Below are 24,313 nucleotides of genomic sequence, written 5' to 3' on the forward strand. Positions count from 1 at the left end.
AAGAACTTTGGGGACCAGGAGTTGAGAAAATTGTTGCCTGAAAACTATTTAGAAAGGGTGTATGCCGGTTTCTTAGGAATGAATGTTGGAATCCGGCTTGGTGCACCACTGGAGCCAAATGAATGGTCATATGAAAAAATACAGGAAATTCATGGTGATATCAGGGGGTATGTGAAGGATTATAAAACCTTTTCTGCAGATGATGATGCAAATGGTCCGGTTTATTTTATCCGGGCATTAATGGATGACGCACGCGGGCGGGAGCTGACACCCCAGGATGTTGCAAGAGCGTGGTTAAACTATTCGCGTGAAGGAATCGGCATGTTTTGGTGGGGTGGAGACCAGATCAGCACAGAGCATACGGCGTATTTGAATCTTAAAAAAGGCATTCCTGCACCACAGTCAGGTTCGGCTGAAGTCAATGGCATCATTATGGCTGAGCAGATTGGCGGGCAGATATTTATCGATACATGGGGATTGCTGTTCCCAAATAATATTCAAAAGGCAGCTGATTATGCAGAGATAGCGGCAAGTGTGTCTCATGATAAAAATGGCCTGTATGGTGCGCGTTTTATGGCAGCGTGTATTTCCAAAGCCTTTTCAGCTAAAAATATTGATGATATTATCGAAGCAGGATTGTCCGTGATTCCAAAAGATTCCACTTATTATGCTGTCGTGAAAGCTGTGATCGATTTTTATCAGAAGCAGCCTGAGGAAGAGGCTTTCCGGAAGTGCCGTCAGTATTTAGAAAAAGAGTGGGGTTATGATAAGTACACTGGAGTATGCCATATCATCCCGAATGCCGGAGTATGTGCCCTGGCCCTATTGTATGGAAAGGGAGATTTGGCTCGAACCGTTGAAATCGCGACCATGTGCAGCTGGGATACGGATTGCAATGCAGGCAATGTTGGAACCATCGCAGGGGTTTTCGCCGGTCTTGATGGTATTCCAGGTCATTATAGTATGCCAATCAACGATATGATCGCCACATCCAGCGTGTCTGGCTACTTGAATGTACTGGATATCCCAACCTTCTGTAAGGAGCTTGCCGTTCTTGGCTATCAAGTGAATGGGCTGGAAGCTCCTCAGCGATTAATGGAAAGCGTCCGAAATGGTGAGGTTTACTTGGATTTTACCTTGCCGGGAGCAACTCATGGCTTTAAGACGAATAATAGCTTTAAGACGCTGCTGCGCCCATGTGGTGATGTAGGGGTTGAGACAGCACGGGGTTCATTGTCCGTTCTTTTTGACAGATTTATAGAAGGCGATTCCAGTAAAGTATTTTACAAGCCATTTTATTGCCGTGAAGAGTTCAACGATGAAAAATATAAGCCGACTTTTGCACCTACTGCATACAGCGGGCAAAAGGTTTCTGCAAAGGTGTTTATGGATAAATGGCAAGGCGGGGCCGATGTTTATTTGACTCCTTACATCCGCAATAGTTTTACAAAGGAAGACTTAAAGCTGGACCCCGTTACATTAAGCCATCAGCAGTGGCTTGATATTGAATTTGTGATACCAGAAACTGATGGTGCATTGATAGACGAGGTTGGTTTTATAGTCGAGAGCCCTTCTCCTGCAGATAACCGTTCATTTGGAAAGTTTTACATCGGCGAGTTCCGAATCTTTGGAAATGCAGATTACACCATCGATTTTGCCAAACAAGCCGTGGAATTTAAATGTGTAACACCTTTTGCTCACCACCGTGGTGAATGGACACTGGAGGATGGTTTCATGAAGGCTGCTGCAGAGGAGGAAGATACTTCTTCCTTTACAGGGAACTATTATGGACGTGACCTTGAACTGGAAATAAGCTTGCAGCCTGCTTCTGGTAAAAGCCACGGGGTTATTCTTAGAGCTATTGGAACAGAACGCTACTATTGGGCAGGTTTTGATGGTAACAATCAGATTTCATTAATAGAGAATAACTTTGGTTTTAAGCGTTTAAAGACAGTATCATATGGATGGAGTCCTGAAACTATATATAATTTTAAAGCTGTCAGCAAGGGAACTGCTGTTCAGATCGAAATCAATGGAGAGCTTGTCCTGGATTTCGATGGCCTGGATAATGCATATGGCATGATTGGCTTAGGCCTGCTTGAAAAAGGGGAAACAAGAGTCCATCGTTTCCATGTAAAAGAAACGAACGAATAGCTCTAAAAACAGAAAATTCCTTTTAAAGGAGAATTTTATTGAGAGAGAAACAAACAACGATTCGAGATGTTGCAAAGGAAGCAGGCGTATCCGTAGCAACAGTATCCAGGTATTTAAATAATAATGGATATATCAGTCAAAAAGCGGAGATGAAGATTCGGGAAGTGATGGAGCGCCTAAACTATCATCCAAATGAAATCGCAAGAGGATTGGCGAAAAAGAAAACCCGGACGATTGCTCTGATTATCCCTGATATTACAAACCCATTTTTTCCTGAACTCGTCGTGGCAATTGAAGAAGTGGCGAAATCAAAGGGATATAGCATCATATTAGTAAATACGCAAGTCGGAGATATGGACGATAATCACTTTTGGACTCAGCTTCAAAACCGATATGTCGATGGTTTTATTCTGGCATCGTTTGAAATGAGTGAAAAGGTCATAAAGGCTATTGAAAAGTTAAAAATACCGTTTGTAAGAATTGACCGGGCAGCTGAAAATAACACCTTTGACTCGATTGGATTGGATAACTATAAAGGTGCAAAATTGGCGGTTGAACACTTGATTGAGGTAGGCTGCAAGAAGATTGCTCATATCAGCGGGCCGAAGTCGTACCCTCCATCTTCTGAACGAAAACGAGGATATGTGGAGACAGTCACTGATAGGGCCGTTGGGGATGGAAAATCATCACCGGAGGATACGGTCATTGTTTATGAAGGAGACTTTACGCTAGAAAGCGGCAAGCTGCTGACACAACTCCTTATGAACCAGCATAAGGATGTCGATGGAATATTCTTAGGCAATGATTTAATGGCAATCGGGAGTCTCAAAGCTCTTAAGCTAATGGGCTACCAAGTCCCACAGGAAATCGCCATAATCGGCTTTGACGGAATCAAGCTAACCGAAATGGTAGAACCGGAAATTAGTACGGTTGAACAGCCAATTTATGACATCGGGGTCGTATCCACTAACAAACTTATTCGTAAAATTGAGGGATTAGAGAACGATAAATCGATCCTGGATGAAACCTCGCTGGATATTCGTCTTGTTACAAGACAATCTACACTTGGGTTTGGGAAATATAGGTGAATTTTAAGAAGGGGCCTGTGGACTGAATCAAAAAGGTAGACAGAGATAAGAGAATATTAAGCCGCAAGCTGGTGCCTATTTTCTACAGGTGCCAGCTTGTTTAATTTTAATTGGCAACGTTCATGATAATAAATATTCCCAATAGCTGCTTTAAGCTCCTCTTCCGTTTTGGGTTGTTCAATCCAGAAACATTCCTCTTTAAAATGTGGGACAAGGGGACAGGTACAGTGTGCCAAACCGTGCTTGATACGTAAACGTACTTGCTGAGTTAAGCTTAAAGTTTAGTCTTTCTAGTCTGTGGGCATGCCCCACATATACAAGGAAATCAGAAATTTGGCCCCATGCGCATTTAGAATGAGAAGACGAATAGAAGTGATAATCCAATACTCAAAAAAAAAAGCCAGCAAATCTAGCTGCTGACTCTCTTAATTAAAACTGTTTTTTTCAATCAAACGTTTGATTAAATTACCTTCATCCTATGGAAGCAAAAGGATCGCATCCGCAATCCCGTTCACCTGTTTGGTCAGATGGTCTTGTGACCAGTGTATTGCCGACTGTCACAGAAGAGGAGACGCCGCCGTCAAGGTTGAGGCATCGACTGCACCAAGCGATTTCATGATTCTGGCGCTCTCTTCAAAGTTAGCACCGACACTCAGCCCCGGAGCCCGTCCATCTATTGTTACGAAAAGGAGGGTTCCATCCGCTTTTACTCCAGCAAGGGTTCTTGGGTTGCGGCGTTCTCCAAATCGGTTAGAATTCAGGGTTTTCTTCCCCGTGGAATCCTTCTGCCATAGCGTTACTTAATGTGTAACAAGGGTGCTGCTTCCATACTTTTTTAAAATCGGTTAAGGTAAGAAACGAAAATGATAATGGACTTCTATAATACATCTTTCAATTCAGTATCAGAATAAATCGAGATGAAGACGACTGCTTTGCCATCTCCAATATTTTTGACGAAGTGTGGGACACTGGCGTTCCAGCTAAAGGAATCCCCTTCTTCTACAATAAAAGAGTCCTCTCCTTGCTCAGCCAGAATTTTCCCTTCCAATACTAAATGACACTCTTCCCCTTCGTGTGAATTTGGTTCTCCGATGGAGGCTCCCGGGGGAAATTCAACGATCATGGTTCTAAGTCCGCCCTTTGAGGCCAAGTGCTCAATCTTTAAGTTATGAAAAGAAGAATTGGTTCTTTCATCTTTGCGTACGACACGCATATGCTGTTTCTTTTCTAACAGCAAATAGGGGAGAGGAACCCCTAGAAACTCTGCAATGGTACTTAATGTATTAATAGAAGGGGAGGTATTGTTGTTTTCAACATTGCTTATAAACCCTTTTGACAGACCTGTTCCATCACACATTTGGGCAATCGTAATTTTTTTTCTGTTTCGTATGGCTCGAATTTTTGTTCCAATATCCAGTTTAATCACCTCAGATGTTTTCTTTTAAGAAACATATTTATATATTAGCAAAAAAACTATTGACTTTCTACAGTCACTATTGTTATCTTTTAAGTAACATTTATTCACATTAGAATACATTTGAATGAAGTTTCTTTTTTTGACTCCTTGTTTTCTAATAAGAATATTGTTTCTGTATAAGTTAAAACTATAAGTAATTTCTTTAGGATAAAAATAAAGAAGGGATGATATATGTTGGATTCATCTATGATTTATGAACTTCGCAAACCATCTGAGGTTGACCCCAATAAAACCTATCCTGCTATTTTTGTTATGCATGGAATGGGCAGTAATGAACAAAATATGCTGCCGCTGGTCGCCGGGTTAGAAGATAAGTTTTATATATTTAGTGTTCGCGGCCCTTTATCTCAGCCGCCGGGATTTGCCTATTTTACGATACAAGGCTATGGCAAACCGCACCGGGAAGCATTTGATCATGGAATCCAACAGCTTACTGACTTTATTGATTATGCAGCTGAACGATATCCACTCGATCAAGACCGCTTCTATTTACTTGGATTTAGTCAGGGAGCCATTGTATCGATGACGCTTGGCCTTACACTGGGGAATCGAATCAAAGGGATTGTTGCGCTCAGCGGATATATACCAGAATTCGTCAAAGATGAATACAGGATAAAACCTGTTGAAGAGCTTTCTTTGTTTATTTCTCACGGCGAATTGGACAACGTTCTGCCGTATGAATGGGGAGTTGAAAGCAGCGAGTTTTTTCGTGGATTAGGTGCACAAGTAACTCTTAAAGCTTATTCTGAAGGACATATCGTTTCACTAAAGAACCAGCAGGATTTTATGAAATGGATTTTGGACAATTTAGATCAATCCTAAAAATGATAAAGGAGGAATATGACCATGCTGCCAGCTTTATTTGTTGCTCACGGAGCACCTCTATTGGCTATTGAAAATAATGTATATACTAAATTCCTGAATTCGTTGGGCCATTCACTGCCCAAGCCAAAAGCAATTGTATTGTTTTCAGCACACTGGGAATCATCTGTTCAAAAGGTGAGCAATGTAGACGAATTCGAAACGATCTATGATTTTGGAGGATTTCCAGAAGCTTTATATCGTATTAAATATCCGGCATCAGGAGATGAAACGATTACAAAGGAAATTACAGAGCTGTTCGCTAAACAGGGAGTGCCTTTTGAAGTGAATACAGCACGGGGCCTAGACCATGGAGCCTGGGTAGTTCTCAGGCTGCTGTATCCTCATGCTGATATTCCGGTCATTTCAATGTCAGTAAATCCCCGCCTTTCACCTGAGGAACAATATAAAATTGGAAGTTCTTTGTCATCCTTAAGAGAAAAAGATATGTTAATCATTGCCAGCGGGGGAACGGTCCATAACCTTGGGGCCTTAAGGATGGCCGGTGATAATGGAAAGGTTGATCAATGGGCACTTGATTTCGATATGTGGCTGGAAAAGAAAATCAGTAATTGGGATGTAGAGTCTTTATTCAAGTATGATACATTAGCTCCGAATGCTGATTTCGCCGTACCGCCATACGGAAATGAGCACTTTATTCCACTTTTTTATGCAATGGGTTCCGCCGATCAAGAAAAAAGTGCAAAGCTGCTGCACCGCAGTTATAGATATGGAAATCTTAGTCACAGTGTATGGCAATTTGGAGAGTTAAAGTAAATGATTAAATATTAAATTTAATGGTATGAATCACTAAATAGGGAGGAAGGAAACATGGAAAACAAATACGAAGTAAGTACTTTCATTTTAAGGCTAGTATTAGGAATTAGCTTTTTTATTCACGGAGCAGCAAAGTTCCAGGGCGGGATTGAAAACACAGCTGGCTGGTTTGCTAGTATCGGTTTACCCGGATTTCTCGCTTATGGTGTTGCTTTCATTGAAGTGGCAGGCGGAATTGCCTTAGTGCTTGGATTAGGTACAAGAGTGGTTTCCGGCCTATTCGTTTTAATAATGGCTGGAGCGATTATAAAGGTGAAATTAGCTGCAGGCTTTTTAGGGAATGGACAAATGGCCGGGTATGAGTTGGAATTGGCATTCTTAGCGATGGCGGTATCTCTTGCTATCACCGGTTCTAAGGCTTATGCAATGGATTCATTCGTTTTTAAAGGAGAAAAGGCGGGAAAGGCGCATTCTGCCCATTAATTCAATTGAAAAATCATTTTTAATAAAGCATTACTTCCATATATCAGAGGTAATGCTTTCTTTTTTGTGGATGATAAAAAGGGAGGGCAGTGTATGCCAATTATTCAAATCACGATGCTTGAGGGAAGAGATCAGGAAACCATCGAAACTTGTATACGGAATGTTGCCCGTACGGTTCACGAATCGCTTGGGGCTCCCTTATCGAGTATTCGAATCGTTGTGAACGAGGTGCCTAAAAATCGTTTTGCGGTGGGAGATAAGCTAAAAAGTGAGATGCAGGAATAGGGGAGATATCGATGCTTGACTATAGAGATCTTGCTGAGTATTTAATCAAAGCAGAGAAACAGAAACAAGCAGTTTCTTGTATTTCCGATCAGTATACAGATTTTAATCTGACAATGGGGTATAGGGTGCAGCAGGAACTGGTAAAAAGAAAGGTTGAGTTAGGCCACAAGGTGACGGCTTACAAGATGGGCCTTACCAGCCGGGCGAAAATGAAGCAAATGAAAGTCGAAACCCCTATTTACGGCTATATTTTTGATTACATGAATGTCCCGAATAGGGGCCAAATCCTAATGGACGATTTGATCCATCCAAAAGTGGAGGCTGAGATTGCCTTTATTCTTGGGGAAGACATTGAAGGGCCCGATGTGACGGGTGAGCAGGTTTTGGAAAAAACGCAATGGATTCTGCCTGCCCTTGAGATAATTGACAGCCGGTATGAGAATTTCCGGTTTCAGCTGCCCGATGTGATAGCGGATAACACTTCTGCATCAAGGGTCATTTGGGGGAGTCAATTATACCATCCCCATGATTTTACCGTTGATTTGATTGGGGTATCCATGTCCATAAACAGAGAGATAAGAGCGAGTGGAGTAAGTTCGGCTGTCCTGGAAAATCCGGCAAATTCTGCAGCGATGTTAGCCAGTATGTTATATGAAGAGAAAAAGGAGAAGTTGAAAAAGGGTTCTGTCATTTTGACAGGGGGCATTACGGAGGCGGTCCTGTTAAAAAAGGGAGACCATGTCACAACGGAATTTGATGGCATGGGTAAGATTTCTTTTCATGTTCGATAACGAATGAAAGATAGAAACAAGGGGACGGTTCTTCTGTTCCCCTTATTTTTCCCGTTTTGAAGATGGATCATTTTTTAAATTTGTCACTAAAAAATAGAAGAAATATTAACCCAGTTGTTGAATACCAATAAAGGACCATAAAATCTCCTTTTCATCGATACCTATCCATTCACACACCCACTCTTTATTTTCCAATCTAATCCATAAACATTCAAATCACATCTAAACTATTTAATCTTTTTAATAAGGAGGCTTTAAATTGACCGTCAAAATTTCCAGCATTGGTTTAAAAGGCTTGCGGGCTAACGCGTTCAAGTTCAGGTACATGTAACAAACAAAAAAGACCAATGATTTGTCTAAAAAAAGTACCTGGTCTGTTCTAACTTTGTGTAAATTCTTTTCTTTCAGTAACAATTGAGGGATTGGAAATTTTTTTATCTAAGAAACGAATGCCCTCCATGCATCCTTTAACAAGCAAGAAAGTAAAGGAAAGGACAATAAATGTAATATAGCCATTCCAGCCCTTATTGTATTTTACTAAATCGGTATTCTTTTCAAGCCAATTCTCAAAAAGTGTCATTGGTCCGCTAAAAAGGAAAACACTCAAAAAGGTTTTTAACGGCTTCATTTTATAAGAAAATTGATTATACATGACACATGATAAAGGAAATAAAATGTATAAAAACACAATGTTTGAATCAAATAATTTTGGAAAATAGCGATGCGGGTATTGTAAATACTTTGTTTTTATTACTGGTCCATCAAGTATAGTAGAAACTAAAGTTTTTATAAAATAAATAAGAAACCAATCCTTCATATCACCTTTTCTTCGCAGCAAAAAAAATAGGCTTCCAGCTATACCAAATATAGTTAACAGGTTCAATATTGTTCTGTCCTTCATATATACACCTCCTATAAATAAAATATCCTTTTTTAAATATATTATCAGGGAAATCAAAATTCTTGTTTCATTTACGGGGTGCTATCCTTTAATACTGACCCTTAATTAACGGACGCTTTTCTGCAGCAAGCTATGCCTTCTTCTTAATGAATGGGGCCATATTCTTGATTATGAGACGGAAATTATTTAAAGTGATCGGAATTTTTGCTGTTCAATATGGAGTGCTTGCATGAATGATAGTTTGTCCAAATGTGTTTTAGAGTATTTTTTAAAGGATGTAGAAGATGAAGAAATTACTGTTCTTCAGTTTGCTTATGACTTATCACCCAACATACGCAATTAGCATAGGAAGAAGAAGTGAGGATCCCAGTAATTAATATAAAAAAGCCAGCGAATTTAACCGCTGACTCTCTTCATTAAAACTGTTTTTTCAATCAAACGTTTGATTAAACTCATTTACCCTCATCTTATGGAAGCAAAAGGATCGCATCCGCAATAGGCCGTTCACCTGTTTGGTCAGATGGTCTTGTGACCAGTGTATTGCCGACTGTCATGGAAGTGGAGCCGCCTCCGTCAAGATTAAGGGCATCGGCTGCACCAAGTGATTTCATGATTCTGGCGCTCTCTTCAAAGTTTGCACCGACACTTAGTCCCGGAGCCCGTCCATCAACTGTTACGAAAAGGAGGGTTCCATCCTCTTTTACTCCAGCAAGGGTTCTTGGGTTTCGGCGCTCTCCAAATCGGTAATAGAATTCAGGGTTTTCTTCCCAATGGAATCCTTCTGCCGCTGCGTTAATAGAGATTTTGCCGTTTTCCAGCAAGCGCGGGCCACCGTTGATAATGGCTGAAGTTTGTTCTAATGGCAATGGTTGTCCATCAGCTGATACTTCATTTTTCACCTGGATTTTCTTGCCCACTTGCGCATGGGCTTCAAGCCACTGGGCTGCCTCTCCAGTTCCGGCCAGAACGGAGCCTTCCCTTGGGATTTCTCCGCCCCGCTGTGTGCGAAGCTCGATCACTTCTCCCGTCTTATCCAGCACTGCTTCAACGCCATCTCCGGCTTCTGTTTTATTGCCAAACACCGGTGAAAAATGGATGAGCTCACTTTCGTCTTTACATGTATAATCATGCTTTGGATCCTCAGTCGGTGTATCTTCTCCTGTGCCTCCACAGCCCCGGATTAAGCCTGGTTTCCGATTTAATCCATCTACTTCGCGTACTGAACCGTCAGATGATACAGCAGTCTGGGAGGAAGAAATAGAAGCAAGACGTGCGTCCCTGTTTGCAGAAGGAAGAATAAGGCTTGAGCGGCCGTTTACCGCTTCACTTATCAGCTTTCCGTCCATTACTGAAATCCCGGCAAGATCGCCAGGTGTTCCATCCTTGTTTCCTACTACAAAGTAGCCTCCATTGATTCCAGCTAATGCGTTATTTCGGCCAGCCATTTCAGTGAGGGTTTCTTTGTCTTGGACCTTATCTTTTCCGAGCTCCGGTAAAATAGTTCCGTTAAATGAGTCCGGATCTACTTCAAGTACATTAACGACCCAAGGGCCGGTAGTCTGCTGTCCGTCTTCACCGGTATAAACTGTACGCAGGCCTGTATAGCCGTTCCCAGCCAATTCTTGCTGAAGCTCTTTGGCAGCCTCTTCACTCTGAAACTCTCCAACCCGGACAAGATACCCAAGAGGCCCCATTTCTTTATCGTCCATGGCCCGGTCCGCAATACGGTCGATCTGGGGATTGAACCCTTCTGATTCAAGCTTTTTTGCCAAAGCTTTAGCCTGTTCATGTGTTTCGGTAAAATCAATATCTACCGTGAAAAAATCTTTTTTAGATTCTTCACCCCGGATGATTTTTGTGTATGTGACTCCTGGGGCAAGGCTTTCAGTGGTTCTTTGCTCGTTTAAATAGGGCAGGCCAAGAGGCAGTGTCTCTTTCTCCGCTTGCTTTTCATGCTGTTCTGCTGATTTAGCGCTTGCCGGCATCTCCGGGACAGGGCCTGCAAGCAGAACAGAGGTTAAACTGATGGATGCAATCGCAGGGATGACAGCTTTTTTGAAGGATTTGTTCAATTTTTTCACTCCTTATATGTATTGGTGAAATTCAAGCTGAAATTACTTTAATACTTCTATGCTTTGATTGAGCAATTACCCACAGTATAAAAAATAGGTATTAATCAAACGTTAACCAATCATTGCAGGGGTGTTAAGGTTTATTTAGCTTTGTAAATCCGAATCGGCAGACTGCCATTTTTATAACCCATCTTCTTTAAAAAAAGTGCCTAATCCCCGGCTTGATGAAGCGTCTGCTCACCGGGTATCAGGCACCTTATAGTTGGTTATTGGATGGTTCCGCCTGCTTGGGTGTAGCGGGCGTTAAATTCCTGGACGAATTGATTGGCAATGGCTGCATCATGAATAATCAGCATATTTTCGTCGTTTACATTGTTGCCGTTGTTGCTCCAGTTGGTGGACCCGACTATGACGGTTGGGTCACTGTTTGTATCTGCATCAATAATCATCGTCTTGCTGTGCAGCTTTCGCACCTCTGCATCCTTATAGACAGGGGCGGGATTTTTCCAGCGTGTGTTGGGATTATTCACACTTGTCTGGGAAGCGGTCCTTCCCGTCATATCGATGCTTGCAGACCACCATTGATTCCAGAAATCAGAATCGAACACGCCTTTCACATCAAATCCGGTCAGTGTTCCCTCGAGGTCATTATAGGAACCTTCCCATTTGTTTTTCAGCTCATCGGCGATTGCCTGGTCACTCCAGGCGAAAATGGAGAAGTAGGTATTGAAATGTGCTTCGTTTCGAATCAGCGAAGCCATTTTGCCAATCGCATTGTCTCCGGCCGAGAAGTAGATTTCAACCTTTTTTCCATTAATATCAATCACATGTGTGGTGTTATCTGTTTTGCGGCTGCTGAAGTTGGATATCGCTGGATCTGGGCTCAAGGCAGACGTTCCCCACATTTCATTGAATTCTGTTTCATAAATCCCTGCAAGCTCTGGCCAGTTCATTTCTACAATCTGATTTTGGTTTCCGTCCAAAATGCCCTGCTGCATATTTTCATCGGATCCATAAAGGCCGGTTACGGTGAAATTCCATGTTCCTGTAAAAACCCATCTGTCATCAATAATGGCAAATTTATTGTGCATCTGGTTTCCGGGGCTATAGTAGCTGCCGGCCGATTTAGATTCAGCATCCACGAATAAACGGCCTGTGACAGACGAATTTCCAACGGTTACAGTTACTTGATCGATATCATTGGCTGAGGAAGGGAGGCCTTTGCTTGTCCGTTTGGCGCTATCCTCTACCGCAAACATAGGGGAGTCAGAAAAAATCACGATGTCATCGGCAGTCCCCATGGCAGAATCCTGCCCGCGGGCCATTTTCTCCAAATACAGGCGCATGGTTTCAAAACGCTCTGCATAATGAGGGTCGGCTGAATCTTTGGAATCAGCAATTACGCGGACATCAACGCCCTCTGCCGCTTTCTGGATGAGTGTATCCACAACGCGTGGAAGGTTAATTTCATATGTAGCAAAATCAATGCTCTTTGTTGCCGAATTTAGACGCTTGATTAAAATATCTTCAAAATTCACATTGTAATTCGCTTCGTTTCCGGCTGAAGCATATTGAGGAAATGCACACTTGTTAAAGTATACGTTAATCGCTCCTTCAGCTTCGGAAACATTATTGAGATGCTGTGTCCTGTCATCACATACATTGGACGATGGGGGAGGTTCTGTTGAACCGTCATCAGGATCTACGGTACCGCTTCCATCTGTTCCGGTGGAATTAAACGCTTTCGGTGTACCAAGTCCGCCGGTGTAGCTTTTGATGGCTGTTGCCCAGTTTGAGGAGGAAATTCCTTCTGCAGCAGGATCGATCCGCTCCATTGTTGCTTTCGACGTATTATCTCCTGCATACCATGTGTCAACTTCATCGATTACGGTGCCTGCTGAATCCAGCAGCTGAAGATGCTCTGCTGTATTGCCAAGCGCTCCGCTGTAAATAAGGTCTGCAGGAATATCGGATACTGTCTGATCATCGGTTCTTTCCAATAAAAAATAGCCGTTTGCCGGAATCGTACCGCTTAGTGCAATGGCGGGTGTCCCATCGGCAGCATGTAACTTCCAGCCATCCAGAACAACATCGGAACCGGTGTTATTGTAAAGCTCGATCCATTCATCATTATAGCTTGTAGTTGTCCCCATCCAGGCTATTTCGTTAATCACTACACTCCCGGCTCCGGCTGCATGAACAGTTGAAGCCGTGTTCTGCATTGCTGGAAAAAGAATGGAAAACAATAGAATAAACGCTGGAAAAATAGAAAACAATTTCTTCACCATGATACCTCCTAAAATATAAATTCAAGATAATCATAATGTGAGAATGTTGGGAAAATATATAAGAAATGTAAATTTCTCAGAAAATAGTTCTATTTCAGTGGTTTAGTTTGAAGGATTTTGGCAAGGGTGAGCTGATATAACTAGTTCTATCACATTGCAGGGGGAGATTTGTGCCTGATACGACAGGCGTAATTACTTTTATTTAATGGGTTGAAAATGATAAAAAAACTCGATATAAAAGTTAATAATTGAAATAAAGTGTTCATAGCGTTTATTCAACCAAGGTTAGGTGGTTACTTTTAGAGGGGGTAATGCCTATCTAATTTAAATAAATAGCTGAAAAAGGTAAGGAGGAAGCAAGGAAAGCAGAAGAAAAGGCTAAGGAAGAAGCGAAGAAAGCAGAAGAGAAAGCCAAAGAAGACAATTAGTAACGTTACTTGCTTACCAAAAGGAGGAGGCAATGATTTGCCTCCTCCTGGTCATTTTATTTGCGTTAAATTTTAAGCAGTTAGGTCCAATTCTTTTGGAAGTGTCAATTTCACATTTTCAAAAGTCTCAACGTTGAAAGCTACTGTAAAAGAAGAAGTAAACTCATTATTTTCAGAAGCGGAGAAATCCGGGTTCAGGCTGAGCTCAGATTTTTCCTCAGCCGTTAATGATAGGTCCCCGCTAGCAGAAGTTGCAGACATCTCCTCATTTGAAGAAATCGCAGCTTCTAAATCTGCTTCAGTGTTGCTTTGTAACTTAGCATTCAAAGAAGATTCTTCATCATTATCTTTAGGTTCCGGCTTAAGGTCAGTCTCTGTTACTCCGTTAACGGCTACAGAAGCTTCATCTGCCTTCAAGTCAGCGGTGATAGAGTCTTTTTTCACAGTGCCATGGAATGTGGACTGAATGCCATTCGTGCTTTCCCTCTCCAGATCTGCATCCAAGTTCGCTTCTGTGGCAGCTTCAAAATCAGCGGATAAAGCACTATTTGTTTCAATGGAAGCGTTACTCTCACCACTTAGGGACACATCCATTTGGCTTGAAGTCTCAGCATCAGCTGATCCTGACACTCCAGCGTCAGCGTTAGCATCAGTTGATGCAGCTGTGCTGTTCGATACATTTTCAGTGACTTCCTCATTTTCAATTGATACGGACACTGCTGTGCTTGTATCACTTTTTCCATTAGCTTGAACAGAAGCTTCATCTCCGGTTTCGGATACATCGCTTTCTTTGAGGGAAGCTTGTGCCTTTAGATCAGCTTGTCCGCTGATCGCTGCGGTGTTATCAGCGTCGGCAGTTAGCTGGAGATCCGCTTTTCCTTCAGCAGCGTGATCTTTGGAAACTGCTGCAAGGGTTAATGAGTTATGAACACTGCCTTCAGCTGAAGTACCTTCATTTTGAAAAGCAGATTCTGCTTGTGAATGGATCGCACCCTGCAAATCAAAGCCATCCTCTGTCTCAATAGTCACTTGATTTTCGCCTTGAAGCTGGTTGGAAAGTGACAGGGAGCTTTCTTTTTCCTCAGCAAAACCGGTACTTCCTCCAATAAATAGTCCTGCAGCGATTGCACCTGTAATAGATAATGTTTTTACTAGATTCTTCTTTTTCATGATTATGTTCTCTCCTTCTTATTTTTTGATTTTTATATATATCATTTATAAGAAAGAAGAGAGTTCCGGCGGCCGGGACGGCGGAGCGTTTACCCATTGATCAAAGAACTGTCTTACATGACTGCTGCCGCCCATTGATGGTGGAGTAAGATCCTTTATTGTGCTTGGTAATATACCCGGAATATATGTAAAGGCTGAAACCGATGAACCTGCCTGACTGGAGGATGGTGACCCTGGGCCTCCGTTGGAAGGAATGATTATATCCATTACAGGCATTTTTTTATCCGGAAGCAAGCTGGAAGAGTTTGAGCCCTGATCTGAATTTAGTTCTGATTTCGAGCTTTGTTTTCCTGTGAGTTTAGTATTATGTTGAAATAGCGCTTCTTCGTTATGCAAAGGTGCTTCCTCTTGGGAAAAGAAGAACTTTTTCGTATCTTCAAATGTGAATGGTTTTTCAGATTCAGGTCTTAAATCCGATTTCTTAGAAACGTTTGCTTCTGTTTCAGATGTTTCCGCTTTTATAACAAGTTCATTCAAAACCTCGACTGTTTCAGCTGGAGCTTCCGCTTCGGCTGCTTTCTTTTTAGCTTGTACACTAGCCGCTGGAGTATCAACCTTAACCAAACCTTCTTCCTCAAGTACGTTCACTTTTGCCGCTGGTGTGCTGGCGGAAGAAGAAATATTTTCAGAAAGCGATTCAACTGCTTCACTCACAGCCTTATCAGGAGTGGATACAAAACCTTCCACCTTCTTATTAACAGTGGCGGTGCTTTCTTCCGTGCTGTTTTTTAATTCTGATTGTTCCTGTTCTTCCAGGACTGCTGTCCCATCGGCCTCAGCTGCATCTGACAGCAAACCTGAATCGGCAGAAGCATAGCCCGGAAGGCTTAACACACATATAAAGGAAAATAAATAGAACAAACGGTGTTTCACTGCGTCACTCACCCCCCTTCGAAAGGAAATCTATTATGTATAAAAAATCTTTTTTTCTATTGTTTATACCCTCTATGAAATGAATTAAACCTATTTTAAAAGATTTTTATTCAGAAGAAAGAAAAGGGTTTAATAAAAGTATAAACATCCTAATGGGAGAGGGAAGCTGTCTTAAGTCCTAAATCTATTTTCATGACTTTAGAAGGTGGAAAAAAGCCGGAGCAAGACCCGAGATACAATGAAAGATCAAAGGGTGAAACAGATAATACCATGCTGAATTTTGAGCGGATTTTTCACTTGTGTAATGATGAGTAAGAGTAAGAGTCCTTGTCAAGGGGGTTCCAGCTTGTATGGGATCTAAGCTCAATGAAAACCCCACATTGCTTCTCTTTCTGATATGATGTAGTTAATCTATAAAGTCGCAGTTCATCCTATTGCAGATCCTATTTATTTGGGGGAAGAAGTATGGTTGGGGTAAAATCGATCATCATCGATGGAGAAACGTTCTATATATTTAACAGTGCCATCTATATTTTCGAGTCTTCTACAGGAAGTACTTTGGAAGTGGATATGATTGTGAGTGAGATTACTCTAAGAAAATATAAAGATAGGGAAAGTTTGATAGCAGAAATCGAGTTGGAAGATGGAAGAGTCATTAGTTCCTTTATGTTTTTAAAATCACTGCCGGGAAGGCTGCCCAGGCTTAATTTATTCTGTGAATTGGATGAAAATGAAAACTACGAAGGCGTGCTAAGGATAAGTGAGAATGATTTGGCATTTCCGGATATTGAAGAAGGTATTACGCTAGAGGATATCAGGAAAGTAGAGATGCCCAATGAAAAGATTACGCTTAAATTAAACTTGCCCATTGATCAAGTGGAATGGTTAAGAGAGCAGAAAAACAGGGATCTAAATCTGCTATTTAAAGAGCTGTTAAATAAGCATTTTAAATAGGGAGACCAAAAAATGTTGACCGTAAATCGTTACCACTAAAATTAGGCTCTGTTAAGGCTTATTGTTGTTTTTTAGCACCCTGTTGATTGGAGCGGAAGCACGAACTCCTCGAAAATGCTTTCGCATTTTCTTCGTGCGGTGTTTATTCGAGGATGCTTATTCAACGTCCTGCGGGAGTGCCTCGTGCTGAAATCAACAGGCAAATTTAACAGAGCCTAAAATTAAAACCTTGCTGATTTTTGCAGCAAGGTTTTTCGCCGTTTTATTCAGCTGAGTATTAACTAAAAAAGGATAACCAGATTTTCACTTGAAAAATCCCATTAAGTTATATAGGTGAAAAATATAAGATTATCTTTATCCAGCCGAATATTGAGATCCACAAAGGAATGCTTAATCCAGCGGCCCATAAAAGCCCTTTAAATAAATTCTCTGATTCTAGAAATTCATTTTCATTCATAACAATCATCCTTATTTGTTTATTATGAATTCTGTCCTGTCTCTAATCGTTATATACATACCGAAAGAGCCGAAACTTTACTATATACATGTTGCATTTCAATTGCTTTTTTATATCTTTAAAGATTACCTAGCAAAAGAAAACATAAATTCGGACGATATTAAATAAAACAATTTGGAAGTATATATAGGTAAAATTACCCAAAATAACACTGTGTTTATGTTATTATTTTCCTATATGATAATTAGGCATATATTTATTTAGCCTTTATGAAATATAAAAAATAAACGAGGGGAGAAGACATCTTGATTGAAGAATCACACATGAAAACAATGCGGATTTTGTCCCTGTTTGAACGTCTTAGCCAAGGAGAAGTCATAAGTAAGGAAAAGGAAGCGGAGAACTTTAATGTGAGTGTCAAAACAATCCAGAGAGATATGAAGGAAATAAACGCTTATTTCTCCAACTATAAGTTTGATACTTTAACAAATAGCATCGTTTATAACCGAAAGGCTAAGGGGTATATTCTTAAGTTCAATAAGGAATTTGCTTCAGTTAATGCTGGAAGAAAATAAAGAGAATGTATTTTTGCTTTAATAAGGGACCTATAAAGGCCCCTTATTTTCTTATGCAGGCTGTTTATATTTCCTGACACCCTATTCCTCCAGCCGATCCGGCAATCCCTGAATTGACGATACGACCACATCAAGTTTGGCTTCGATTCTGTTCAGCAGAAAAAGTGTAACCACAATCGGGAAGCCGAGCTCGCTGATGAGTGTGACCATCTGTTCCATTGTCATTGCTCCTTTCTGTAGGTGACGTTAAAGGAGTGTCAGGCCCCCAGGTGGGGCCTGGCACCCCAAACGGCACCACTTTAATACCATCGTTAAAAAAAGGCCGGCTTCATTAGAAACCGGCTTCTTCGAATTAAACTAATTCATATTCGGTTACATTACGCTCAACTAATTTAGCACCTTGAGCCACACCGTCCGCCCCGCGGAAACCGAGCATCCTGGAGCGGAAATCAACCTCTCCCAACTTTGTTTAAAATCAACAAAGTTGGCGAAAACAGCCTATTTTCTATTAGCTACTCTACTCATAAAAATTCATTTCTTCGTATTTTAATAGTAAATATTTAACTTTGAATTTTCTAAAATCGTATGTATAATGGATTTAAGGTAGTTAAACGGAAAATTTCCGAAATGGAATAATTAAGGCTATTCGCGATAGTTTTTACAGTTATGATCATTCATTACAGAAGCATTCGTGCTTTTACTAACTAGTGAGGTGTGATTTTTTGTCCAGTGAGTTTTTAAAGGATTTAACTCCCCAATTGATCAAATGGCGGCGTACTTTACATGCTATGCCTGAATTGGGTTTTATGGAGTACATCACGACTTATAGAATTGGAAAAGAACTCGAAAAAATGGGGTTTACTATTTTCATAGGAAAAGAAGCGCTGAAAGAGGAGTCCCGTCTGGGTGTGCCTGCAGCCGCTGATCTTGAGGCGCATGAGAAAAAGGCGATTGACTATGGTGTTGAACAGTCTTGGCTGGATAAAATGCGCGGCGGAAATACCGGGCTCGTTGCGACATGGGATACAGGCAAAAAAGGAGACCATGTAGGCTTTCGCTTTGATATTGATGCATTGCCGATTAACGAATCAGCTGATTCAGCGCATCTGCCGTCAAAGCATGAATTTGCTTCTAAGGAAAAGAACGTGATGCACGCTTGCGGCCATGACGGGCATACAGCCATCGGACTGGGAGTGGCTCAGTATATTTCAGCCCATAGTGATCATTTGAAAGGCCGCTTTACTCTTCTTTTCCAGCCGGCAGAAGAAGGGGGCCGAGGGGCTCGGGCAATGACAGATAAAGGCTGGCTGGATGATGTCGATTATTTTTATTCCGGCCACATCGGCATTCAATCCCTGCCAGTTGGAACAATCGCGGCAACAACGCCGGGATTTCTTGCCTCAACAAAGTTCAATGTCTATTTCAAAGGAGTTTCCTCTCATGCCGGCATAAGTCCGGAACTCGGTAAAAATGCTTTATTGGCAGCAACGACTGCTGCTAATAATCTTTATGGAATTCCGCGCCACCATGATGGCGTAACCCGGGTCAATGTTGGAAAGCTGATTGCCGGAAGCGGTCGGAACATCATCCCGGAAGACAGCTATATGGAAATTGAAGTGCGGGGCCAGACACCAGAGATTGCTGAATACATGGCTGAGAAAGCCACTCGGATTATTCAGGCTGCAGCAAATATGCATGATGTTTCCTGCACGATTGAAGCAGTAGGCGTTACGGAAGTAGTTGTCTGTGATAAGGCGCTTATACCGAAAATTACGGAATGGTGTGCATCCAGTGAGTTTATTAAAGAAATATTGCCTGCAGTGCCTGTTTCTGGATCGGAAGATGTCAGCTTAATGATGAATCGGGTCCAAAAGCATGGAGGCAAAGCAACGTATATGCTGTTTGGAACCCAGCTTGATTACCCTCATCACCACCCTCAGTTTGATTTCGAGGAAGAAGTATTATTGGCTGCGGTCGATGCTTATATCCATATTCTAAATGGGGGATCAGCCATTTAAATGGAAGGAAATAGACTTTTTAAGGGGGATATAATGACGAACAACTTTGCGAAAACATTTCTAGCCGAAAACAAAGAGACTTTTGAAAAAATCAGCGAGTATATATTCGAACATCCGGAAACGAGATTTGAAGAGTATTCATCAGCGGAGTTTTTAGCCTCTGAGTGTGAAAAAGCCGGATTTGACGTTGAAAGGAATGCAGCAAACATAGAGACCGCTTTTGTTGCTACTTATGGAAGCGGATCCCCAGTTATCGGGTTCCTTGGGGAGTTTGATGCACTATCCGGATTAGGGCAGGTGCCAAACAAAACATCATATGAGCCGACAGAACTGAATGTCGGCCACGGATGCGGGCATAACCTGCTGGGGACTGGCGCTTTTGCCGCAGCATGCGCAGCCAAGAAATATTTAGAAGATAACCATTTGCCAGGGACTGTTAAGTTTTTTGGATGTCCTGGCGAAGAAGGCGGATCCGGAAAAACATTCATGGTCCGGGAAGGTGTGTTTGAAGGGGTGGATGCAGCATTAACCTGGCATCCATCTCCGGCAAACAGCATCATGAGCCTTTCCAGTCTGGCAAACTATCAGGTTTACTTCAGATTTAAAGGCTTATCCTCACATGCTGCGAACTCGCCGCATCTGGGACGAAGTGCCCTTGATGCGGTTGAGCTGATGAACGTTGGAGTGAATTATCTTCGTGAGCATATCGTGCCGGAAGCGAGAATTCACTATGCGATCACTAATACAGGGGGCATCTCGCCAAATGTCGTACAAGCAAATGCTGAAGTGCTGTATTTAATCCGGGCACCAAAGGTTCAGCAGGTGGACGAGATCTACAAGCGGGTATGCAAAATTGCGGAAGGTGCAGCACTGATGACGGAAACAGAGCTTTCCATCGAGTTCGACAAGGCTTGTTCGAATTATATTCCAAATCGGAGCCTTGAAAAGGTCCTCTATAAAAGCCTTCAGGAAGCTGGCATCGAAAAACCGGGCGAAGATGAAAAGGCCTTTGCCGAAAAGCTTTGGTCCACGTTATCAGATGGTGAAAAAGAAAGCTATTTAGATATTTTAAAAGGGTTTGGCTATGTAGGGGATGGCAGTGAGTTTAAGGGGAAATACCTCGCTGAAACCATCTCGGCATATGAACCTTCTAAAGAAATTCTTGCCGGATCTACAGATGTCTCCGATGTCAGCTGGGTTGTGCCGACGGCTCAGCTGACGGCATCGACGTCAGCCCTTGGAACACCGCTGCATACATGGCAAATGACGACACAAGGCATTAGCAGCTACGCTCATAAAGGAATGCTTCGGGCCGCAGAGGCCATGGCATTAACGGCTGTTAAACTGCTGACGGACAAGGAAGAATTGGAATCTGTTAAACAGGAATTCAATGAGTTTAAAGAGGCTAACCCTTACACATGTCCAATACCTAAAGATGTGAAGCCATCAACATTGAAATAAGGCTGATTTTATAAAGATTGTTGTTTTTCAATGTCAAACCTAATCTTATCTATTGAGTTGATTGGAGCGGAGGGCTCTTGACTCCAGCGGGAAGAGAGGGAAGTGGGAGACCCCGCAGGCGAAGCCGAGGAGGCTCTCATTCCTCCCCGCGGAAAGCAAGGGCCCGCAGCGGAAATCAACGGGCAGCATTCCCAAGCTATAACAACAGTCTATAAGAAAAAGAGCTAAAATTTAAAAAATTGAAAAGCGGGGGGAGAAAATGAAAACTGAAAAGCAAGGGGAGAAAAATGTAACAGAAAAAAAGAAAGCAGGGATCGCACAGCGATTCCTCAATGGGGTTGAAATCGTCGGGAACAAGCTCCCGGATCCATTTATATTGTTCGCCGGCCTCGCCGTTCTTATCATTATTGTTTCAGCTATTTTTAGCGCGTTTGGTGCGACTGTTATACACCCGGGCTCAGGAGAAGAGCTGCCAGTCAAGAATTTGGCATCTGCAGAAGGTTTACAGTTCATCTTAACATCCATGCTCGATAACTTCACAGGATTTGCGCCTCTTGGCCTGGTTCTATCCATGATGCTCGGTATCGGCCTTGCCGAGAAAGTCGGCATGCTGGATTATGCCATTAAGAAAACGATTTTAAAATCGCCGCCTGCTTTAATCACTTATACGGTCGTTTTTGTAGGGATTATGGGGAATATCGCATCAGATGCAGCGATGGTTCTTGTACCGCCGCTCGCTGCCATGGTCTTTTATAAAATTGGCCGCAACCCGATTGCCGGTTTAGCAGCAGGGTATGCAGCAGCAGGTGCAGGTTTTACAGCAAACCTTTTAATTGCTGGAACAGACGCATTACTGGCAGGTATTTCAACAGAAGCTGCGCAGATTATTAATGAGGATATGGTGGTAACACCAATTGATAACTGGTACTTCAATATTGTTTCCGTGTTTGTTCTAACGGTTGTCGGCGGACTTGTCACAACGAAATTCATTGAACCGCGCCTTGGAGAATACAAAGGCGAAGAGGTAAAAGAAGCTGTAACAGAAGATCCTCCTAATGCAGGCAAAGCATTGCGAAATGCTGTCATTGCGGGTGGGGTGTATATTGCGATTATTCTGGGAGCCATCCTTATGCCAAATAGCCCGCTAACCAATGAAGATGGCGGCATTGTGCCATCCCCATTCCTGGATGGCATTATCCCGATCATTCTGTTCTTCTTTATTATCATCGGTACTGTTTACGGAATGACGGTTGGAAACATTAAGAGCAGTAAAGATGTTGCCAATTTTATGGCTGAATCGATGAAGGATATGGCATCTTATATTGTCTTAATATTCGCAATTGCCCAGTTCATCGCCTTCTTCAGCTGGTCTAACATTGCTACCTGGGTTGCCGTGAACGGGGCAGAATTTTTGAAAGAAGCAGAGTTTACAGGTATAGGACTGATCATTGGCTATATTATCTTTACAGCATCGCTGAACTTCCTGATCACTTCAGGTTCAGCAAAGTGGGCCCTTGAAGCGCCTGTATTCGTGCCAATGTTTATGCAGCTCGGCTATCACCCTGCCTTTACGCAAGTGGCTTACCGTGTGGCGGATTCGTCAACGAATATCGTGACCCCGATGATGCCATACATGGTTATAGCGCTGTCATTTATGCAGAAGTATGACAAGAAAGCCGGAATTGGAACATTTATATCGCTAATGCTTCCATACTCGATTTGTTTCTTGCTGACATGGATTGTGATGATCTTAATATTCTTCTTCTTTGAAATCCCGTTTGGTCCTGGAATTGGTCCATATCTCTAATAGAAAACTAGGATGTGAGTAAAAGGTGAGTAATCTTCAAAGTAAATTAGTAGAGTGGCGTCGTGATTTCCATCGTTATCCTGAAGGAGGCTTTCTGGAAATGCGGACAGCTTCCATCGTTGCCTCAATCCTCGATGAACTAGGATTTCAGCTGGAAATGGGAAAACAAGTGATGTCTGCCGACTATTGCATGGGCAAGCCCAATAAAGAAGACACAGAAGCACACTATCAATGGGCACTCGAAAATGGGGCAAAAAAAGAATACCTTGAGCCTTTCAAAGATGGTTATACAGGCATTGTGGCCACACTGGATACCAAAAAGGAAGGCCAGACCATCGCATTTCGCGTTGATATGGATGCCTTGCCTATTAATGAATCCGAGGCAGACAGCCACTTTCCGCAAAAAGAAGGGTTTAGATCCACTGTTCCAAACCAAATGCATGCATGCGGACATGATGCCCATACAACCATTGGGCTGGGCTTGGCAACCTTGATTGCAGAGAATAAGGACAGCCTTAAGGGGAAAATCAAATTGATTTTCCAGCCGGCCGAGGAAGGAACCCGCGGGGCACGGTCAATGGCCCAAGCCAAGGTTGTGGATGATGTCGATTACTTTATTGCCTCTCATGTTGGCACGGGAGTACCGGATGGACACTTTGTTGCATCAAAGAACGGATTTTTGGCCACTTCCAAACTTGATATTACTTTTAAGGGCGTAGCCTCTCATGCCGGGGGAAATCCGGAAGAAGGGAAAAACGCACTGCTTGCAGCTGCTTCTGCTGCACTGAATATTTATGCCATTCCACGCCATTCAGAAGGGGCAACCCGCATTAATGTGGGGGAAATGCATGCTGGTTCAGGACGTAATATCATCGCTGACCGGGCCGTTTTAAAGGTTGAAACGCGCGGAGAAAATACGAAAATCAATGAATATGTCAAGGCCCAGGCGGAAGCTGTTATCGCAGGTTCGGCACAAATGTATGGAGTCGATTACGAGATACAGACTGTGGGCGAGGCTGTAAGTGCCCAGGGATCAACCGAGCTGGCAGCCGTATTGCATGCTTGCGCAGAAGAATCTCCTCATATTAAGAAGAGCATACTTGAAGACGATTCACCTGCAGGTTCTGAGGACGCAACTTTCTTCATGGAAAGGATTCAGCAAAACGGAGGGCAGGCCACGTATTGCATTTTTGGTACCGAGCTTGCGGCAGGCCATCATAATGAGAAGTTTGATATAAACGAAGGCACCATGCTGGCTGCCGTTAAAGTGCTCTTTGAATCCATCAAGAAATTACATTGAGGTTTTAATAATGGGAAATGGGGCAGAGAAATC

At 42.4% G+C, this 24,313-nt stretch carries 22 protein-coding genes; 14 read left to right on the plus strand and 8 right to left on the minus strand.

Going from position 1 to position 24,313, the window contains the following annotated elements:
• Positions 1 to 30 precede the first annotated feature (30 nt).
• On the plus strand, positions 31 to 2,154 hold the full coding sequence (locus IQ19_RS04015; protein ID WP_144541118.1) for an ADP-ribosylglycohydrolase family protein: 2,124 nt from the start codon (positions 31 to 33) through the stop codon (positions 2,152 to 2,154).
• A 38-nt stretch (positions 2,155 to 2,192) separates the two neighbouring features.
• The gene (locus IQ19_RS04020; protein WP_144540138.1) at positions 2,193 to 3,242 is read left to right on the plus strand and encodes a LacI family DNA-binding transcriptional regulator; all 1,050 of its coding nucleotides are present in this window, start codon (positions 2,193 to 2,195) and stop codon (positions 3,240 to 3,242) included.
• A 557-nt stretch (positions 3,243 to 3,799) separates the two neighbouring features.
• Here the strand turns inward: IQ19_RS04020 and IQ19_RS29255 are convergent.
• Positions 3,800 to 4,003 (minus strand): phosphodiester glycosidase family protein, encoded by a 204-nt coding sequence (locus tag IQ19_RS29255; protein WP_144541120.1) that lies wholly within the window; start codon positions 4,001 to 4,003, stop codon positions 3,800 to 3,802.
• 116 nt (positions 4,004 to 4,119) lie between these two features.
• Positions 4,120 to 4,659, minus strand: a complete 540-nt coding sequence (locus IQ19_RS04030; protein WP_144541122.1) for a helix-turn-helix domain-containing protein — start codon at positions 4,657 to 4,659, stop codon at positions 4,120 to 4,122.
• 231 nt (positions 4,660 to 4,890) lie between these two features.
• On the opposite strand from IQ19_RS04030, the gene IQ19_RS04035 reads away from it, so the two are divergent.
• From IQ19_RS04035 to IQ19_RS04055, 5 genes are all read left to right on the plus strand, one after another.
• The gene (locus tag IQ19_RS04035) at positions 4,891 to 5,541 is read left to right on the plus strand and encodes an alpha/beta hydrolase (protein WP_242020898.1); all 651 of its coding nucleotides are present in this window, start codon (positions 4,891 to 4,893) and stop codon (positions 5,539 to 5,541) included.
• 24 nt (positions 5,542 to 5,565) lie between these two features.
• Entirely contained in the window at positions 5,566 to 6,357 is a 792-nt protein-coding gene (locus IQ19_RS04040) for a dioxygenase family protein (protein ID WP_144540140.1), read from the plus strand.
• A 54-nt stretch (positions 6,358 to 6,411) separates the two neighbouring features.
• Entirely contained in the window at positions 6,412 to 6,840 is a 429-nt protein-coding gene (locus IQ19_RS04045; RefSeq protein ID WP_144540142.1) for a DoxX family protein, read from the plus strand.
• 93 nt (positions 6,841 to 6,933) lie between these two features.
• The gene (locus tag IQ19_RS04050) at positions 6,934 to 7,125 is read left to right on the plus strand and encodes a 2-hydroxymuconate tautomerase (RefSeq protein WP_144540144.1); all 192 of its coding nucleotides are present in this window, start codon (positions 6,934 to 6,936) and stop codon (positions 7,123 to 7,125) included.
• A gap of 5 nt (positions 7,126 to 7,130) precedes the next feature.
• Positions 7,131 to 7,916 (plus strand): 2-keto-4-pentenoate hydratase, encoded by a 786-nt coding sequence (locus IQ19_RS04055; protein ID WP_415802439.1) that lies wholly within the window; start codon positions 7,131 to 7,133, stop codon positions 7,914 to 7,916.
• Between the two features lie 379 nt (positions 7,917 to 8,295).
• On the opposite strand, the gene IQ19_RS04060 is transcribed toward IQ19_RS04055, so the two are convergent.
• On the minus strand, positions 8,296 to 8,817 hold the full coding sequence (locus IQ19_RS04060; protein WP_144540148.1) for a CBO0543 family protein: 522 nt from the start codon (positions 8,815 to 8,817) through the stop codon (positions 8,296 to 8,298).
• A 229-nt stretch (positions 8,818 to 9,046) separates the two neighbouring features.
• Between IQ19_RS04060 and IQ19_RS28395 the strand changes: the two genes are divergently transcribed.
• On the plus strand, positions 9,047 to 9,160 hold the full coding sequence (locus tag IQ19_RS28395; RefSeq protein ID WP_242020899.1) for a DUF3231 family protein: 114 nt from the start codon (positions 9,047 to 9,049) through the stop codon (positions 9,158 to 9,160).
• A gap of 124 nt (positions 9,161 to 9,284) precedes the next feature.
• Here the strand turns inward: IQ19_RS28395 and IQ19_RS04065 are convergent, their stop codons facing one another.
• The 4 genes from IQ19_RS04065 to IQ19_RS04080 form a co-directional block, all read right to left on the minus strand.
• On the minus strand, positions 9,285 to 10,889 hold the full coding sequence (locus IQ19_RS04065; protein WP_144540150.1) for a phosphodiester glycosidase family protein: 1,605 nt from the start codon (positions 10,887 to 10,889) through the stop codon (positions 9,285 to 9,287).
• A gap of 266 nt (positions 10,890 to 11,155) precedes the next feature.
• Positions 11,156 to 13,177, minus strand: a complete 2,022-nt coding sequence (locus tag IQ19_RS04070) for a phospholipase D-like domain-containing protein (protein WP_144540152.1) — start codon at positions 13,175 to 13,177, stop codon at positions 11,156 to 11,158.
• A 500-nt stretch (positions 13,178 to 13,677) separates the two neighbouring features.
• On the minus strand, positions 13,678 to 14,775 hold the full coding sequence (locus IQ19_RS04075) for a hypothetical protein (protein ID WP_144540154.1): 1,098 nt from the start codon (positions 14,773 to 14,775) through the stop codon (positions 13,678 to 13,680).
• 45 nt (positions 14,776 to 14,820) lie between these two features.
• A complete protein-coding gene (locus IQ19_RS04080) occupies positions 14,821 to 15,708 on the minus strand; it encodes a hypothetical protein (RefSeq protein WP_144540156.1) in 888 nt (295 codons plus the stop codon).
• Positions 15,709 to 16,173: 465 nt separating this feature from the next.
• On the opposite strand from IQ19_RS04080, the gene IQ19_RS04085 reads away from it, so the two are divergent.
• Together IQ19_RS04085 and IQ19_RS04090 are read left to right on the plus strand one after the other, a co-directional pair.
• A complete protein-coding gene (locus IQ19_RS04085) occupies positions 16,174 to 16,662 on the plus strand; it encodes a hypothetical protein (RefSeq protein WP_144540158.1) in 489 nt (162 codons plus the stop codon).
• Between the two features lie 762 nt (positions 16,663 to 17,424).
• Positions 17,425 to 17,694 carry an HTH domain-containing protein gene (locus IQ19_RS04090; protein WP_144540160.1) on the plus strand — a complete coding sequence of 90 codons (270 nt, stop codon included), beginning with the start codon at positions 17,425 to 17,427 and terminating at the stop codon, positions 17,692 to 17,694.
• A gap of 81 nt (positions 17,695 to 17,775) precedes the next feature.
• Here the strand turns inward: IQ19_RS04090 and IQ19_RS04095 are convergent, their stop codons facing one another.
• Positions 17,776 to 17,913, minus strand: coding sequence for a YvrJ family protein (locus tag IQ19_RS04095; RefSeq protein WP_144540162.1), 138 nt, complete (start codon positions 17,911 to 17,913; stop codon positions 17,776 to 17,778).
• 503 nt (positions 17,914 to 18,416) lie between these two features.
• Here IQ19_RS04095 and IQ19_RS04100 point away from each other — a divergent pair.
• From IQ19_RS04100 to IQ19_RS04115, 4 genes are all read left to right on the plus strand, one after another.
• On the plus strand, positions 18,417 to 19,712 hold the full coding sequence (locus tag IQ19_RS04100; protein WP_144540164.1) for an amidohydrolase: 1,296 nt from the start codon (positions 18,417 to 18,419) through the stop codon (positions 19,710 to 19,712).
• A gap of 33 nt (positions 19,713 to 19,745) precedes the next feature.
• Positions 19,746 to 21,173 (plus strand): M20 family metallopeptidase, encoded by a 1,428-nt coding sequence (locus IQ19_RS04105; RefSeq protein ID WP_144540166.1) that lies wholly within the window; start codon positions 19,746 to 19,748, stop codon positions 21,171 to 21,173.
• Between the two features lie 259 nt (positions 21,174 to 21,432).
• Positions 21,433 to 22,980, plus strand: coding sequence for an AbgT family transporter (locus IQ19_RS04110; protein ID WP_144540168.1), 1,548 nt, complete (start codon positions 21,433 to 21,435; stop codon positions 22,978 to 22,980).
• A 25-nt stretch (positions 22,981 to 23,005) separates the two neighbouring features.
• Complete coding sequence (locus IQ19_RS04115) at positions 23,006 to 24,280, plus strand: M20 family metallo-hydrolase (protein ID WP_144540170.1); 1,275 nt, start codon at positions 23,006 to 23,008, stop codon at positions 24,278 to 24,280.
• Positions 24,281 to 24,313 lie beyond the last annotated feature (33 nt).

It is taken from the genome of Cytobacillus oceanisediminis (genome assembly GCF_007830235.1).
Taxonomy (GTDB): Bacteria; Bacillota; Bacilli; order Bacillales; family Cytobacillaceae; genus Cytobacillus; species Cytobacillus oceanisediminis.